General features: G+C 38.4%; 20 protein-coding genes and 1 pseudogene. 14 read left to right on the top strand and 7 right to left on the bottom strand.

Features of this window, described 5'->3' with window-relative positions; translation table 11 throughout:
• Window positions 1-50: 50 nt before the first annotated feature.
• Window positions 51-701 carry a YhcN/YlaJ family sporulation lipoprotein gene (locus AA0X95_RS07920; RefSeq protein WP_413307548.1) on the bottom strand — a complete coding sequence of 217 codons (651 nt, stop codon included), beginning with the start codon at window positions 699-701 and terminating at the stop codon, window positions 51-53.
• Window positions 702-814: 113 nt separating this feature from the next.
• Between AA0X95_RS07920 and AA0X95_RS07925 the strand changes: the two genes are divergently transcribed.
• Window positions 815-1,090: a YutD family protein gene (locus AA0X95_RS07925; protein WP_413309894.1), complete on the top strand. Its 276-nt coding sequence runs from the start codon at window positions 815-817 to the stop codon at window positions 1,088-1,090.
• 33 nt (window positions 1,091-1,123) lie between these two features.
• Here AA0X95_RS07925 and AA0X95_RS07930 read toward each other — a convergent pair whose 3' ends face one another.
• Complete coding sequence (locus tag AA0X95_RS07930; protein ID WP_413307550.1) at window positions 1,124-1,408, bottom strand: cytosolic protein; 285 nt, start codon at window positions 1,406-1,408, stop codon at window positions 1,124-1,126.
• A 55-nt stretch (window positions 1,409-1,463) separates the two neighbouring features.
• Window positions 1,464-1,730 (bottom strand): DUF3055 domain-containing protein, encoded by a 267-nt coding sequence (locus tag AA0X95_RS07935; RefSeq protein WP_413307553.1) that lies wholly within the window; start codon window positions 1,728-1,730, stop codon window positions 1,464-1,466.
• A 185-nt stretch (window positions 1,731-1,915) separates the two neighbouring features.
• Here AA0X95_RS07935 and AA0X95_RS07940 point away from each other — a divergent pair, with 185 nt between their 5' ends.
• From AA0X95_RS07940 to AA0X95_RS07950, 3 genes are all read left to right on the top strand, one after another.
• Window positions 1,916-3,217, top strand: coding sequence for an EAL domain-containing protein (locus AA0X95_RS07940; protein ID WP_413307556.1), 1,302 nt, complete (start codon window positions 1,916-1,918; stop codon window positions 3,215-3,217).
• Between the two features lie 18 nt (window positions 3,218-3,235).
• On the top strand, window positions 3,236-3,673 hold the full coding sequence (locus tag AA0X95_RS07945; protein ID WP_413307559.1) for a DUF86 domain-containing protein: 438 nt from the start codon (window positions 3,236-3,238) through the stop codon (window positions 3,671-3,673).
• Window positions 3,674-3,741: 68 nt separating this feature from the next.
• Window positions 3,742-4,506, top strand: a complete 765-nt coding sequence (locus AA0X95_RS07950; RefSeq protein ID WP_413307562.1) for a TIGR01457 family HAD-type hydrolase — start codon at window positions 3,742-3,744, stop codon at window positions 4,504-4,506.
• A gap of 56 nt (window positions 4,507-4,562) precedes the next feature.
• On the opposite strand, the gene AA0X95_RS07955 is transcribed toward AA0X95_RS07950, so the two are convergent.
• Window positions 4,563-5,084, bottom strand: coding sequence for a phosphatidylglycerophosphatase A (locus tag AA0X95_RS07955; protein WP_413307565.1), 522 nt, complete (start codon window positions 5,082-5,084; stop codon window positions 4,563-4,565).
• Between the two features lie 472 nt (window positions 5,085-5,556).
• Between AA0X95_RS07955 and yutH the strand changes: the two genes are divergently transcribed.
• Together yutH and AA0X95_RS07965 are read left to right on the top strand one after the other, a co-directional pair.
• Window positions 5,557-6,564: a spore coat putative kinase YutH gene (gene yutH / locus AA0X95_RS07960; RefSeq protein ID WP_413307567.1), complete on the top strand. Its 1,008-nt coding sequence runs from the start codon at window positions 5,557-5,559 to the stop codon at window positions 6,562-6,564.
• A 90-nt stretch (window positions 6,565-6,654) separates the two neighbouring features.
• Entirely contained in the window at window positions 6,655-7,644 is a 990-nt protein-coding gene (locus AA0X95_RS07965) for a 2-hydroxyacid dehydrogenase (protein ID WP_413307570.1), read from the top strand.
• Window positions 7,645-7,694: 50 nt separating this feature from the next.
• On the opposite strand, the pseudogene AA0X95_RS07970 reads toward AA0X95_RS07965, so the two are convergent.
• Window positions 7,695-7,925: pseudogene (locus AA0X95_RS07970) on the bottom strand (NifU family protein); the annotation flags it as partial.
• 157 nt (window positions 7,926-8,082) lie between these two features.
• Here AA0X95_RS07970 and AA0X95_RS07975 point away from each other — a divergent pair.
• Complete coding sequence (locus tag AA0X95_RS07975; RefSeq protein ID WP_413307573.1) at window positions 8,083-8,409, top strand: YuzD family protein; 327 nt, start codon at window positions 8,083-8,085, stop codon at window positions 8,407-8,409.
• A 50-nt stretch (window positions 8,410-8,459) separates the two neighbouring features.
• On the opposite strand, the gene AA0X95_RS07980 is transcribed toward AA0X95_RS07975, so the two are convergent.
• Window positions 8,460-9,527 (bottom strand): NAD(P)/FAD-dependent oxidoreductase, encoded by a 1,068-nt coding sequence (locus AA0X95_RS07980; protein ID WP_413307576.1) that lies wholly within the window; start codon window positions 9,525-9,527, stop codon window positions 8,460-8,462.
• Between the two features lie 225 nt (window positions 9,528-9,752).
• On the opposite strand from AA0X95_RS07980, the gene AA0X95_RS07985 reads away from it, so the two are divergent.
• The gene (locus AA0X95_RS07985) at window positions 9,753-9,992 is read left to right on the top strand and encodes a YuzB family protein (protein ID WP_413309896.1); all 240 of its coding nucleotides are present in this window, start codon (window positions 9,753-9,755) and stop codon (window positions 9,990-9,992) included.
• Between the two features lie 130 nt (window positions 9,993-10,122).
• Complete coding sequence (locus AA0X95_RS07990) at window positions 10,123-10,488, top strand: HesB/IscA family protein (RefSeq protein ID WP_413307578.1); 366 nt, start codon at window positions 10,123-10,125, stop codon at window positions 10,486-10,488.
• A gap of 36 nt (window positions 10,489-10,524) precedes the next feature.
• Here AA0X95_RS07990 and AA0X95_RS07995 read toward each other — a convergent pair whose 3' ends face one another.
• Window positions 10,525-11,523: an NAD(P)/FAD-dependent oxidoreductase gene (locus AA0X95_RS07995; protein ID WP_413307581.1), complete on the bottom strand. Its 999-nt coding sequence runs from the start codon at window positions 11,521-11,523 to the stop codon at window positions 10,525-10,527.
• 463 nt (window positions 11,524-11,986) lie between these two features.
• Here AA0X95_RS07995 and AA0X95_RS08000 point away from each other — a divergent pair, with 463 nt between their 5' ends.
• From AA0X95_RS08000 to AA0X95_RS08020, 5 genes are all read left to right on the top strand, one after another.
• Window positions 11,987-13,204, top strand: a complete 1,218-nt coding sequence (locus AA0X95_RS08000; RefSeq protein WP_413307585.1) for an NAD(P)/FAD-dependent oxidoreductase — start codon at window positions 11,987-11,989, stop codon at window positions 13,202-13,204.
• Between the two features lie 82 nt (window positions 13,205-13,286).
• A complete protein-coding gene (locus AA0X95_RS08005; protein ID WP_413307588.1) occupies window positions 13,287-13,781 on the top strand; it encodes an NUDIX domain-containing protein in 495 nt (164 codons plus the stop codon).
• Between the two features lie 156 nt (window positions 13,782-13,937).
• Complete coding sequence (locus AA0X95_RS08010) at window positions 13,938-14,063, top strand: YuiA family protein (protein ID WP_335533025.1); 126 nt, start codon at window positions 13,938-13,940, stop codon at window positions 14,061-14,063.
• A 142-nt stretch (window positions 14,064-14,205) separates the two neighbouring features.
• Window positions 14,206-14,529 (top strand): YuiB family protein, encoded by a 324-nt coding sequence (locus AA0X95_RS08015; RefSeq protein ID WP_308082658.1) that lies wholly within the window; start codon window positions 14,206-14,208, stop codon window positions 14,527-14,529.
• A gap of 117 nt (window positions 14,530-14,646) precedes the next feature.
• The gene (locus AA0X95_RS08020; RefSeq protein WP_413307591.1) at window positions 14,647-15,258 is read left to right on the top strand and encodes a 3D domain-containing protein; all 612 of its coding nucleotides are present in this window, start codon (window positions 14,647-14,649) and stop codon (window positions 15,256-15,258) included.
• Window positions 15,259-15,308: the final 50 nt, after the last annotated feature.

The raw sequence follows: 15,308 nt of genomic DNA on the forward strand, positions 1-15,308 counted from the left end.
AATAGAGGAGAGAGGTTGAGAACGAGTTCAACCTCTCTTTTTTATTTTTACTACTTATGCATGTTAATTCTCTTGAGGTCCATATCATCAGGTGTTTCGCCATTTTCATTTTCACTAGCATTCAAGCGCATTCCCTGAGGGGATTTTTTCATTTGTGTAATCAGTTCTGTGACGGCATGACGTGCATTGCGGCTAGTAGAGTCAAGATTAGCCAAATTTTCTACATCGCGCATTAGCGCCTTATTATCCGTTACATATACGTGATAGTATCTGGGTACGACTGAAAATGCGGTTTTCTTCACCTGGTCAGCCGTCATATTGCGATCTTTTGAATCGGTAGTATAAGCAATCAACACTTCCTGATCAGTAACAAGTGTGGCTGCGTCATTAACGTTAGGAACATTTACACTATATTTACTAATAATATTGGCAAGCTGTTCACGGTCTAATGCGGTATAGCCGTTATTAGCCGTATTATCGTTCATCAATGGACTCTTTTGATGACGAACAAATCCATAATTGTCGCTAACATTACGAACTCCTCGGCTTGCGCCTTCATTGTATAGTTCATGTCGTTTGTTATTTACATTAATGGTATTTCCGCTTTCTTCATATACATCTCGATTTCCCGTATCCTTTGTGCACCCAGTTAATGCAGTTATGGTACATAATCCCGCGATTACGATTAATTTTTTCAACATAAACACCTCCTTTTATTAGAATGACCAATGTTCTGTTTTTTTTTCTTAGTAATTGATGGTGAATCGGTTATAATGGATAGTAGGAAATGGCTGGGATAACTGAGGTGAAAAGTATGATCGTAATAAACAATACCGTTTATGAAATTCTCCAGGAATATCGGGAAGGTTATAATGAAGAGGCTTTTAAATCAAGGTATAGCGATATTTTATCTAGGTATGATTATGTTGTAGGAGATTGGGGATACGGGCAGCTTCGCCTAAAGGGATTCTTTGATGACCAAAACCAAAAAGCTACTTTTGATACAAAAATCAGCACATTAAGTGAATACCTTTATGAATTTTGCAACTTTGGTTGTGCATACTTTGTTTTGAAAAAAGTGAAAAAATAAACCGAAGGATATCCTGATCCTTCGGTTTTCTCTTTATTCATTATAGGGAACTTGTATATCTGTTTCAGGGTCATCATGTGGCGGATGGGCCCCGTCCATTTGTCTTGGTAAATCTTCATGAAGTGATTTATATTCATAATTAAATGCACTATAGTAGCGCTGTCCTTTTTCCCAGGGGGTGCTTTTGTTCTCAACTGGATCATTTTTACCCCTCGGCGATCCGTATGGTCCCTCTGGAAGATCCTCTACAGTTAAGAAATTCCTTTGAGCTTCCACATTCGAGAAATCATGATACTGCTCAGAATCTTTATCTGCCATGATAAAACACACTCCTTTCCCCTATTATTTGAAAAGAAGTGTGTATTTATGAACTTTAAATTAACTCCATCAAAAAGCCGCGTAATTCTTCAGCATCTTCTTCACTTAACTGAAAAGCATATTCTAAATAACCCTCTTCTTGTAAATCATCTAATCCAATAATAGCAAAGCGGTTTCCTTGCATATCAAGTACCAAATGCTTTCCGTAATGACGGTCACTTTGGACAATAGCTAAATCAAATCGCTGGTTATCTCCAACAAAGCTAACAAATCTTGTTTTCGTATTTTCTGTATCATCGTATAGGAAAAAGCGTTCTTTCATGAAATGGTCTCCTTTAATTAAAACTGACATCTCCTATATAGTAACAAATAAATAGGGCGGAGGGGAGTAAAGAATATTTCGTGATTTTTTCCTAGAAATTTATGGTTAAAAAAACACGAATCATGTCAAATTATGCTACAATATACGTAAATCATGTATGTTGGCTTCTGAGAGGGATGAATTTAATGGTCCGTCGGTACAAAGAAAAGGTCAAAAGTGTATTGAAATGGGGAAAGATCATCTTGCCTCTTTCAACCATGCGCTTTTATCCTCCCCAATTTATTTTAAGAAATCCTGTGTTAGAAGGGGTTAAAGCTGCTTTTCATGAAGGACACGAGGTAGCAGTCGTTGTCTTTCATCTAAAAGATATGAATGAATTGTCAGAGCAGTTAGGACAGTCCCAAAGCCATCAATTTATCAAACATACAAAGAAATTTTTTCGCTCTGCTGTGGAGAAAGAAATAGACAAGCAAGATGTGATTACCCTTGATGATTTTTACGGTGATGGACTAACGTTATACATAAAAGTGGATTATACACGTCACTCTCTCTCCGAGATTGATTTAGCTATGAAGAAAATAGTTTATAACGTGGAGCATAACCTTCATAAGGCTTATCCATATATCCAGCCTATGTTTAAGACTGGATATATGTTTGTAGAAAAAAAACATTTCTCCATTCAGGATTCAATTGGAAAAGCGCAGAGGCAGGCTATTGCCATGGCTGAAAAACGAGTGAAATCTGAATTTAATGAAATGGTCTACTTAATGAAAAGGATTATTTCCAAAAAAGATATAAAATTATTAGCACAACCCATCATAGACGTGGCTACAAAAGAAGTACGCGCGTGGGAGATGCTGACCCGAGGTCCAACAGGGTCGGTCCTCGAAAGCCCGTTACCGTTGTTTTCGGTTGCAAGGCAAACAGGCTTGCTATATGACTTAGAAATGATTGTGATTGAAAAGGTGCTTGAACAAATAAAAGCTGCAAAGTGCAGGAAAGATATATTTGTGAATTGTACGCCGCTCACACTTGGAAATATCCGATTTACCCGCGATCTTAAAAAATTAATGCAGCAATATAAAGATATTCCTCCTCGACAAATTACCATTGAGGTAACGGAAAATGATTCGATTGAAGGCCTGAAAAACTTTATCTATAATATAAAAATGTTACGCTTAATGGGCTATAAAATTGCCATGGATGATACAGGCGCTGGGTATTCTAGCTTAAGTATTATTAGTGACATCATGCCAGATATTATTAAAATTGATCGTTCAGTGATTCAAAATATAGATAAAAATTCAATTAAGGAATCTATGTTAAAAGGGCTGATGTTGGTAGCTAGGGAAGCAGGGTCCCTAGTTGTAGCAGAAGGAATCGAAAATGAAAACGAAGCATCTGTGTTAACAAGAAACAATGTTGATTTGGCACAAGGGTATTTTTATGCACGACCTACAGCGTTGGTATCAGCTATTGCAACCTAGAAAAAGGAGTGGGACCCTATGTACTTTGTAGACAGGGAAAAAATAGAAGCAACATTAATTTACCTAGAAGAACTCATTCACCTCTTTTCACAGAAAAAAAATTGGTCATCGTCTTTGGAAAAAGCGGCTTTAGAGCGGTTAAATCACATGATGATTGAGTCGGTATTAGATGTCGGAAATGCCATGATTGATGGCTTTATCATGCGTGATCCTGGAAGCTATGAAGACATTATTGATATCTTAGTCGACGAAAAAGTCATTGTGGCTGAAACAGGAGAAAGTTTAAAAATTCTTATTCACTATCGTAAAAAACTTGTACAGGATTATATTAGTATCGATCATATAGAACTCAATAAACAGTTTTCAGCCAATCTTCAGGAGTTAGTCACTTTCGCTGCAAATGTTCGGGAGTATCTAGCCAATGAATTAGGACCTGTTTCTGCATTTAAAAACTAATTTGAGGTTGACACAGTCAACCTTTTTCTTTTTATAGTTTTGGGGGAAAATACAAAGGGAGTGATGATATGAAAAAGTATAAAGGCTACTTAATTGATTTAGATGGAACAATGTATAAAGGATCGGAGCGAATTGAAGCTGCCTCTGATTTTGTGAAAAATCTCCGTGACAATGGAATCCCGTATCTGTTTGTTACGAATAATTCATCAAGAACGCCTGCCCAGGTGGCTGAGAAATTGGTTAGTTTTGATATTCCTGCAGAGGAAAAAATGGTCTTTACTACGAGCCAGGCCACCGCAAACTTCATTTATGAACAAAAAAAGGATGCAAGTGTTTATGTTATTGGTGAAGAGGGGATACAGACCGCTATTGAAGAAAAAGGTTTTTCATTTGCGGGTGTTGATGCTGACTTTGTCGTTGTTGGCATAGACCGTGAAATCACCTATGAAAAATTAGCTGTTGCTTGTTTAGCGGTACGAAACGGGGCTACATTTATTTCCACTAATGGGGATATAGCAATCCCAACAGAAAGAGGGCTATTACCGGGGAATGGTTCCCTAACATCTGTTATTTCCGTTTCTACCCAGACCAAACCGATTTTTATTGGCAAACCTGAGTCGATTATTATGGAACAAGCCTTAAAGGTTTTAGGAACCGCTAAGGAAGAAACATTGATGGTAGGGGACTATTATGATACGGACATATTAGCTGGAATGAATGCAGGAATGGATACCTTACTAGTCCATACAGGAGTCACCACAAAAGAATTGCTCATCGGTTATGACCGCCAGCCAACCTTTGTTGTTGATACCCTCGATCAATGGAAACTATAAAGGAAAGGGGACAGTCCCCCACCGCTTTAAAGCGGCGGGGGACTGTCCCCAATTTTTTATTTCTCTTTTTCTCTTTCTTCCTCTTGTCGTGCGGCACGGTGTGCCAGTCTGCTTGAGGCAGCGGCGGCGATAGCGCCGACGATATCATCTAAAAATGTATGGCACTCACCCGTGGATTTATCATTTAAGTGCGCTAAAATCCCGGGCTTTAATTTGTCGATGTATCCATAGTTTGTAAAACCGATCGAGCCGTATACATTCACAATAGAAAACGCCAGGATTTCATCCACCCCATAAAGACTTTCGTCGGATCCAATGATTGATTGAAGAGGCTCCTCTAACATCCCTTTTTCTGCAAGCATATCAAGCTGTATTCCTGTGATTATGGCATTTTGTACCTCTCGTTTAGAAAGAACACGTTCCACGTTTGCTATACAGTCTTCCATTTTGAGGTTTTTATGGTACTTTTCCTGCAAAAAGAAGACTAAATCAGCCATATCCTGAACTTCAACGCCTCTTTCCTTAAGCCATCTGCGAGCTGTTTCCTCAGTAAGATCTACTTTTTTGTGGTCTGTCATCCTCTGATCACCTTTTCTTTGGATTTTCACTATATATATACTCTTTTTCCATAAGATATGCAATCTTATGGAAAAGGAATAAACCAAAATTTTATTTTCTCCTTCACCAAACTCCGCTATTCTTTTTAAAAAAAGTCTATGTTACAGCATAATGGTGATTTTTTGCACTCTGCTGATTGGAGCGGAAGGCACGAAGACTCCTGCGGGAGTACGGGGCAGGGGAGACCCCGCAGGAGCGAAGCGACGAGGAGGCTCCCCGGCACGCCCGCGGAAAGCGAAGTGCCTGGAGCGGAAATCAACAGACATAGTTAACAGACATCCATGCAAAAGAATTTGCACATCAATGAATGAAATAACTGCTAAAAGTTATCCACAGTTATTCAGGGTAGAGCTTAAAAAAAGGAAGGAACAAGTTTTTGAATGCCCATACATATATATGAGGTAAATAGATGTCTAGAGACGAGGTGCAGGTATGCTTCAAAAATTGCTCGAGAATCAATATGGGGTTACTGTTGAGGAATATGTGAAATTAGATAGGTATGATGCGCTAAGAGGAAATGGTTGGTTGTATTTAGTCTCCAATCCTTCTGGCAGGGAAGAAGCAGATGTGACGGAGCTTGAGAAAATTGCGGAACATTTAAGGAATTATGGCGATCAATATGTCCCCATCTTCTTGCCAACGAAGGAAGGTCAGTTAATTACCACCTGGGAGCAAAATAAATATTGTGTGTTAGCCAATCGGCAAATGGAAGAGCAGCGAAAAATCAAACTAGGCCGAAAGTTAGCTAAATTTCACGAACGTGGGCGCAGGGTTCCCTTTCAAATCGAAAGGTCGAGCAGAATTGGGGAATGGAAGTCCTTATGGGAAAAGCGTCTCGAACAGATGGAGAAAGTTTGGAACAATCTGCTTTTCCAAACACCAGAAGATGAATTCGAAAGAATGTTCATTGATTCATTTCCATACTACCTAGGATTAACGGAGAATGCAATTCAATATTTGGTTGATTCGGAGCTGGATGATGAGCCTACAGAAACAGATGGCGGGACTGTTTGCCATGAACGTTTTACCCAGCAAACCTGGGGTGGACATTACATGATTAAAAATCCCTTTGATTGGGTTTTTGATCACCGCAGCCGAGACTTAGCTGAATGGACAAGAGAAAGATATTTTCGCAATATCCAAACCTATGATGTAGATTTAAAACAGTTTTTTAACGAATATCAAAGTGTTTCCCCATTAACATCCTTTTCCTGGAGGTTGTTATATTCTCGATTGATTTTCCCACTTCACTATTATGATTGTATTGAAAGCTATTACATCACCCGTTCTGAACAGGATAAGAAGGTATTAGAGGAACGATTAAGCAAAATATTACGGCAAGCAAGTGAGTACGAACGATTTTTGGCCGGATTCTTCCAAATGGCTGGCGCACCGATTCGTCGGCTAAACCTCCCCCAACTGGAGTGGCTTGGAAAATAATTTATAGTATTCTGACTTGTAGAATAATGTTTAAAAAACTTATGTTAAAATAACAATGTGATTCAGAATAAATAAGGAAGTGTATGCAGCATGAAGCCATACGTTTTTATTACACGAAAGCTTCCAGACGAAGTTGTTAAACCATTACTGCAAAACTACGAAGTGAGCATGTGGGAACATGATGATATTCCTGTTCCAAAGGATTTACTACTTTCCGAAGCAAAAAAGGCGGATGCACTATTGACGATGCTATCAGATTCCATTGATGAAGGGATTCTAACAGCTGGAAAGAAGCTAAAGGTAGTCGCAAACCTAGCTGTGGGGTTTGACAATATTGATCTAAAGGTTGCCAGCAGAGAGGGAGTCGCAGTGTGCAATACACCTGATGTTCTAACGGATACTACTGCTGATTTAACCTTTGGACTGCTTATGGCAACAGCAAGAAGATTAATGGAAGCGGCAGAGTTTGTGAAAGATGGCAAATGGAAAAGCTGGAGCCCATTGTTATTAGCTGGACATGACATTCATCATAAAACAATCGGTATTGTTGGTATGGGGAAAATCGGTGAGACGGTGGCAAAACGGGCAACTGGATTTGAGATGAATATTCTATACCATAACCGAACACGCAAGTCAGAGGTTGAAAATCAGCTTGGAGCAGTGTACGTGAGTCTTGAGGAGTTAGTTGGAAAATCGGATTTTATTGTCTGCCTAACCCCGCTTACGAGTGAAACGAAAAATTTGTTTTCCCATGAAATGTTTAAGAAAATGAAGCGGTCTGCTATTTTTATTAATGCTGGAAGAGGTCCCGTTATAGATGAACAGGCCCTATTTGATGCTTTAGTTGCAGGAGAGATTGCTGGTGCGGGTCTTGATGTATTTGAGAAAGAACCGATTGGTGCAGATCATCCGCTATTACAGCTTCCTAATGTTGTGGCCTTGCCACATATCGGAAGTGCTAGTGTGGAAACAAGGATGGAAATGATGAGGCTCTGCTTGGCAAATATCCAATCAGTGATCGAGGGGAAGGAACCGAAGACATTGGTGAATAAAGATTGGAACCCCTTAGTCAGAGCTTAGAAACATAAGTAAAGCGATTGCCAACTTGGCAATCGCTTTTTAACATCTTATTAAAATACTTGTTCTACTTCAACAACGCCAGGAACTTCTTCTAATAATGCTCTTTCAATTCCAGCCTTTAATGTGATAGTTGAACTTGGGCAGCTTCCGCAAGCACCTAATAAGCGGAGCTTAACAATACCATCCTCTACATCTACTAATTCACAATCCCCGCCATCGCGAAGAAGAAATGGACGTAATTTATCTAATACTTCTTGAACTTGTTCAAACATTTGTTGTTCTTCCACTGTTAATCGACTCCTTTCCTACCTATATTATAATGTCATTAGTGCTAAAAATCCATTCTCAGAAATTAGTAAAGCACACATTTAAAGACATTTTCTTAGTTTTTATAGTAAGAATAAAGTACAATAAAAGAAAAAAAGGCAGGAAGTATACATGAATAGAATTGAAGTGGAAATCGTTCTTTATGGTGCAGAACAATTATGTCCTAGCTGTGTGAATTTACCTTCTTCAAAAGAAACCTTCGAATGGCTTGAAGCTGCAATTGCAAGAAAGTTTCCTAATCAGCCCGTTAAGATGGTCTATGTTGATATTCTTCAGCCTGCTGGTGATGAGGAGAAAGTTACTTTTGCTCAAAAAGTAATCGAGGAAGACATGTTCTATCCGGTCGTCGTGATTAAAGATAAAGTTGTCGGTGAAGGAAATCCACGCTTAAAAACCATCTTCTCAGAACTAGAAAAATACGGCTATCAAGCTATGTAAAAAGAAGCATTCCGCGGTGGAATGCTTCTTTTAATAACGTTGTACGAATTTTATCCGTTGTGAAATTTGTACATCCACAAAATTCCTGATTTCAATAAACGGGCAACACGTCCAGTAATGGCGTGATCAGCCATCAATCCAAAGCCATGCTTTTTGCCGAGAGAGCCGAGGATCCCCTTTAATTTAATGGGGGGGAAGGATGTAGGAGGCTCTTCACCTTTCCAGCGTCTTTTTAGCACCTCAACAATCTGCTCTGCCTGTCCCTCAGCCAATTGAGCACTAGGAGCATGTGGGAGGCTTGCACAGTCACCGACAACAAACACGTGCTCATCACTTGGCAAATGATGAAGTGGAGTAAGGACCATTCTTCCCATACGATCTTTTTCCCCGTCCATATCGCGGACAATTTTACTTGCTTGAATGCCAGCAGTCCATACAATGACATCACAATCAATAGGAACATCGTGATTGTATAACTTCTTTTCTTCTACTTTGGTGATATTTGAATTGTTAATGATTTCCACATTATTTTTAACAAACCAATTTTCCACGTATTTACTTAAACGTTCAGGAAAAGAGGATAAAATATGATTCCCTCTATCAAATAATTTGATCTTTAGGTCTTCTCGGCTTTCACTTAATTCGCTAGCTAACTCTACTCCGCTTAGACCAGCCCCGACAATCGCTACAACAGAACCAGGTCCGAGATTGTTTAAAACAGAGTAAGTATGACGTGATTTATCAATACTCTGTATGCTATAGGTAAATTGATCTGCACCTGGAACATCATGGTATTTGTCCTCGCAGCCAAGACCAACAACTAAATCATCGTAGCTGACTGCTTCAGCGTCCTTAAGTTCAATCTTTTTATCAGTCGTATTAATCCCAGTGACCTCGCCGTATTTTACGACTAAACGAGGGTGGTCCGGAAAAGCAACACGGATTTCTTTATCGGAAATCGTTCCAGCGGCTAATGCATAATATTCCGTTTTTAAGCAGTGGTAAGGGACTCGATCAACAAGTGTTATTGTTACGTCCTCTGGTAAATGATTTGGTAGAAGTTCGTTTAAGATCTTCATCCCGCCGTATCCACCACCGAGAATGACAAGGTTTTTCATTTTTAATTCCCCTTTGTTTATCCGGTTTTTCATAAAGAATGGTTAGCGCTTGCAATTATAAAATATTAGAATAATAATCTGTTTCTTTACCACATACGAGTATAACTAAAATGTGTACAAATAACAACATTTTTCATGCTATTCTTGACATTGAACCCTAGAACATGGTAATTGACGAAGTGGTTAAAATAGAGTAGCATATCTAGGTGTGGAGAGGTGAAAGTAGTGATTCAACCTATCATTGAATTCTGTATAAGTAACTTGGCAAATGGTGCTCAAAAGGCACTTGAAAAATTACAAAAAGATCCTGACTTGGATATTATTGAATATGGATGTCTCGGATATTGCGGGAAATGTGCGACCACACTTTATGCTCTAGTCAACGGAGAGGTCGTTACTGGTAACACACCAGATGAATTAGTTGATAATATTTACCAATATCTAGATGAAAATCCGATGTTTTAACTAAAGGGAGCAAGCCGCTTCCTTTTTTTCTTAAGTAGAATAGATTATTGTATGTAAATCTAAACAGTTGAGTCCTGTAATGTTAGTGTATATACTATATTAAAAGCGCAGGTAAAGGTGGGGAATTAGTATGAGTAAGGAAGTTGTTATACTTACTGAAGCAGCAGCACTTCATATAAAAGAAATGATGAAGCATAACGAGGAAGAAGGTGCTTTCTTACGTGTAAGCGTAAAAGGAGGCGGATGCAGTGGATTATCCTATGGCATGGGTTTTGACCATGAGATGGGCGAAGACGACCTTCAGCTCGAAAAATATGGCATTAAAGTGCTTGTTGATAAAGAAAGTGCTTTGATCCTACAAGGAACAAAAATAGATTATAAAGAGTCCATGATGGGCGGAGGCTTTACGATTGATAATCCAAATGCCATCGCATCATGCGGGTGCGGATCATCGTTTCGTACAGCAACTGCAACAGGAACTCCAGAAGAATGCTAGAACTAGAAAAAAGGCGCCCATTGGACGCCTTTTTTATCATTGCTTAAACATAGAAGAACTGTGTAATGGCTGTGCTTTTGCTTTTGGATCGATATATGTTTTGGCATTATTAACAGCTGTTGGCGCTTCACCAAAACCACAAGCAATTAATTTCACTTTTCCATCATACGTACAAATGTCTCCAGCAGCATAAATACCTGGTGTATTTGTTTCCATTTTTGAATTTACAAGGATGGAATTCTTTTCAATTTCAAGACCCCATTCTTTAATCGGGCCAAGGGAAGAAACAAACCCATAATTACAGATGACTGCATCTACATCAATTGTTTCTTTTTCTTCACCATTTACCGTGGAAAGAACCACTTGTTTAATTCCGTTCTCATCGCCAATTAATTCAGCAGGCACGTATGGAGTTTTCACATCCACTTTTGAATTATAAAGATTTTCCACACTGTGTTCATGTGCACGGAACTTATCGCGACGGTGAACAATTGTTACCTTCTCAGCAATTGGTTCAAGCATTAATGCCCAGTCAACTGCAGAATCTCCACCACCAAATACGACAACTTTTTGACCAGCAAACTTATTTAAATCCTCTATAAAATAGTAAAGGTTTTTATGTTCATATTGCTGTGCACTTTCTAATTCTAGACGGCGAGGTTGGAAAGCCCCATTTCCAGCAGTGATAATAACCGTCTTAGAATAATGTACTTCTTTATTAGTTGTTAATTTGAACGTTCCATCTTCCAGTTTTTCTAACTTTTCAACAGACTGCTCAAGAGCAATAGCAGGGTCAAACTTGGCCATTTGTTCTTTTAGGTTATTAATTAATTCTTGAGCACGGACTTTTGGGAAGCCAGCTACGTCATAAATATATTTTTCCGGATAAAGAGCCGATAACTGCCCACCAAGCTGTGGTAAGCTCTCAATGATTTTCACTGATGCTTGTCTCATACCGCCGTAAAAGGCAGTAAATAGACCAACAGGGCCTCCTCCGATTATGGTAATGTCATAAACTGTTTGATTTTCTTGCACTCCGTATCCCCCCAACTAGTAGTAACAAACTCCACTCACTATAATATCATAAAACTAGGAAATCCTCACAACTTTCTAGCAATTATTCAGAGTAGGAGTAATTTTTAAATAATAAAATATTGGTCATAATAAGGCCAATTTAATAATATTGTTAAGGTAAATATTTTAAAAATCCGCTTGAAAATAGTGTTAAAGTAGCATAAGATGTAATGTGGATACATTGTTAACATTCTGTGACAAAAAAGGCACATTTATGTGAATGATGTAACAGGTTCGAATATTCAGTTAAAATTTTTTTCATTCCCTATGTGCTTATTCGTTTGTTCTTTTTCTTTGAAGCCGTTCGTGAATAATATCACATACATTTTTACTCAAAGCAAAATAAAAATGGCTTAAGCAGTGGAAGATAAGAAAAAGAGAAATTTATTCAAAAATATTAATATAAAAGGTGGAAGTGATCACTTTGAGAAAGCCTAAAATCGTTATTATCGGTGCTGGTTACGGCGGACTTATGACAACAGTTCGTTTACAAAAGTTAATCGGTGTAAATGAAGCAGATATCGTATTAATAAATAAGAACGACTACCATTATGAAACAACATGGTTACACGAGGCTTCTGCTGGTACATTACATCATGATCGTGTTCGTTATGATATTAGAGATGTCATTGATCGTAGTAAGGTTGATTTTGTACAAGATACAGTGGTTGAAATCAACAGAGAAGAGAAGAAGGTTATTTTAGAAAAAGGTGAAGTCGATTATGACTACCTTGTGATCGCCCTTGGCGGCGAGCCTGAAACGTTTGGAATCAAAGGCTTAAAAGAATATGCATTTGGAATTACTAATGTGAATTCTTCCCGTCAATTACGTGAACATATTGAATATCAATTTGCTACCTATAATATGGAAGAAGAAAAGAATGACAATCGCTTGGTGATTGTTGTTGGCGGCGCAGGATTTACAGGAATTGAATTCCTTGGTGAGTTAACTAATCGTATTCCTGAATTATGTCATGAATATGATGTTGATTTCCATAAGGTAAAGATTATCTGTGTGGAAGCTGCTCCAACGGTATTACCAGGATTTGACCCAGAGCTTGTGAATTATGCAGTTTCTCAATTAGAGCGCAAAGGCGTAGAATTCCTTATCGGAACAGCGATTAAAGAAGCGACTCCTGAAGGTATTTTTGTTGCTAAAGGTGAAGATGAGCCACGCGAAATTAAGGCTGGCACAGTTGTTTGGGCAGCGGGTGTTCGTGGAAATGCAATCATTGAAAAATCTGGTTTTGAAGCAATGAGAGGTCGTGTAAAAGTACAATCTGACTTACGTGCACCTGGCCATGATGAGGTATTCATTATTGGTGACAGTTCTCTTGTAATCAATGAAGAAATCAATCGTCCATATCCACCAACTGCACAAATTGCTATGCAGCAAGGTGAAGTGGTTGCACGCAACTTAGCAGCGTTAATTCGCAACAAGACTGAACTTGAATCCTTCACATTCGACAATAAAGGTACAGTATGTTCTCTTGGCGAAGATGATGCAATTGGTGTTGTTTTCGGTAAAAAGCTTACAGGCGCTAAAGCTTCCTTCATGAAAAAGGTAATCGATAATCGCTCCCTTTATATGATTGGTGGAGCAGGTCTAGTATTGAAAAAAGGTAAATTTAACGTATTTTAATTGGCCGTAAGAAAAAGGACAGAGAATCTTCTGTCCTTTTTTTGGTATAGTAGATTAAATTGTTTTTGTAGGGAGTGTTGATATGAGCAGTCGTGAAAAACGCGGGAAGGTGTGGTTAGCTGTTTCTGGATTAGTTAAATCCAGTGAAGGCCATTGGCTCGTGGTAAAGAAAAGATACGGGGGCTTAAAGGGGCAATGGTCTTTACCTGCAGGTTTTGTTGAGGAGGGGGAGACCGCGGATGAGGCTGTGATCAGGGAAGTGAAGGAAGAAACTGGAATCAGCAGTACGGTTAAGGGGTTAATTGGATTAAGAACAGGTGTAATTAAAGGGGAAATAAGTGATAATATGCTTGTATTCTTGCTTGAACCCGTAGAACGGGAAGAAAGAATCATACATCAAGAGAATGAGCTGTATGAAGCAAGATTTATAGCTCCGAAAGAATTGCTTCTGGAAAAGGATGCGTCCATTCTTTTACATTATTTAATTGAACAAATGGAATTAACCAGTAAGCCCGGTGTAGATGATTTAAACCCTGGAAACCAATTTGGATATACTTCCTATAAATTATTTTTGTAATTTTTAGAAAATTTAAGCAACGCTTAGAAAATGAAAGAAAACTTACAATGTATCCGTTTTCTTAACCTTATTTGGTGAATTTCTACTCTTTTCTTTTTGCTCGTTTCTTGATATATTATCAGAAAATTAAGTAAATAATTTGAGGGGATGATCAAGATGACAGTGAAGAGCGTGGATACTAAAAAGTGTGATTATTGTTCAGGTAATGGATATTTTCAATTATTGCTTGGAGGATCGGAAACTTGTTCCTGCTGTGGCGGATCAGGGAAGAAAAAAGACTAAAGCATTATAAGAATGACAATAAACTGCTCTACATTGCTTCTTCGGATCACTTCGAAGAGCTATTTTTTTGTCTGATTTTTTGTTGACTCCCTTTTAGACATTCAGTACACTAAAAGTTGATGTATAGAGGGAGGAATCTCGGATGCAAATGAGCATTGTGGTGTTAATCATATCGATTGTGCTATTTTTTGTCTTATTTTTTGGAATTGGGTTTATCCTTAATATGCTGCTCAGAATGTCATGGGTAATGGCTATAGTGTACCCTGTGGTGGCAATTTTAATTGTAGATAAAGTCCGTTTTGTTGAATATTTTACAAATAGTAAAGTGGCCTTTCAGGAACTGGGGCAAAAGTTCGGTTCTTTAGCTACTGCAGATATTCTAATATTGGTAAGTGGCTTAGCAGGAGCCATTGCTGCTGGTTTTACAATCAAGTTATTACGTAAAAATGGATATCAGATGTTCTAAGACTTTTTACCTAAAGGTAAAAGGTCTTTTTTGTTTCCTGGAAAAAATTTCTCACTCCTTTTTTGAATATTTCCCTTCAGCTTGGGAATGAATATTTTGGGAGGAGTGAAAATTTTAATGAATAAAACAAAAAATTGGATTAAACGATTTGCTCTTGTATGTCTATTCTTAATGGCATTATTAGCAACCTTCCAATCCATCTCTGGCGTAAATGCGAGAACTCTAATTAATCATTTTGCGTCTGGACTTTCTGTAAGTGAAACTGCATCAAACACAACGTCGCCATCGTTAGAGGATGCTTTTGATTGGTCAAAGTACCCTAAACATACAGTTACGGCCACAGGATATACAGCAGGGATTGAATCAACCGGTAAGAGCAAAGGACACCCTGAGTATGGAATTACCTATTCCGGTGTAAAAGTAAAACGTGATTTATTCTCCACCGTTGCAGCGGATTTAAATGTGTTTCCTATCGGTACCATCCTATTTATTCCCGGGTATGGATATGGTGTGGTAGCGGATAAAGGTGGGGCCATTAAAGGGAACGAACTGGATCTTTATTATGAGACGGTTGAGGATGTTTATAAACAATGGGGGAAGAAACAGTTAGAAGTGTATGTTGTTCAAAATGGGAATGGGAAGCTTACAGAGGAACAGTTGCAGGCATTAAATGAAGATAAGGCTCTGCAGGTATTTCGTCAGCAGTATACAAGCTCAGAGAAAAGGTAAGAAACAGGCCCGTGCCTGTTTTTTTTTATAGAATGAAAATTTAGTATATC

The organism is Neobacillus phoenicis, assembly GCF_047302305.1.
GTDB lineage: Bacteria > Bacillota > Bacilli > Bacillales > Cytobacillaceae > Neobacillus.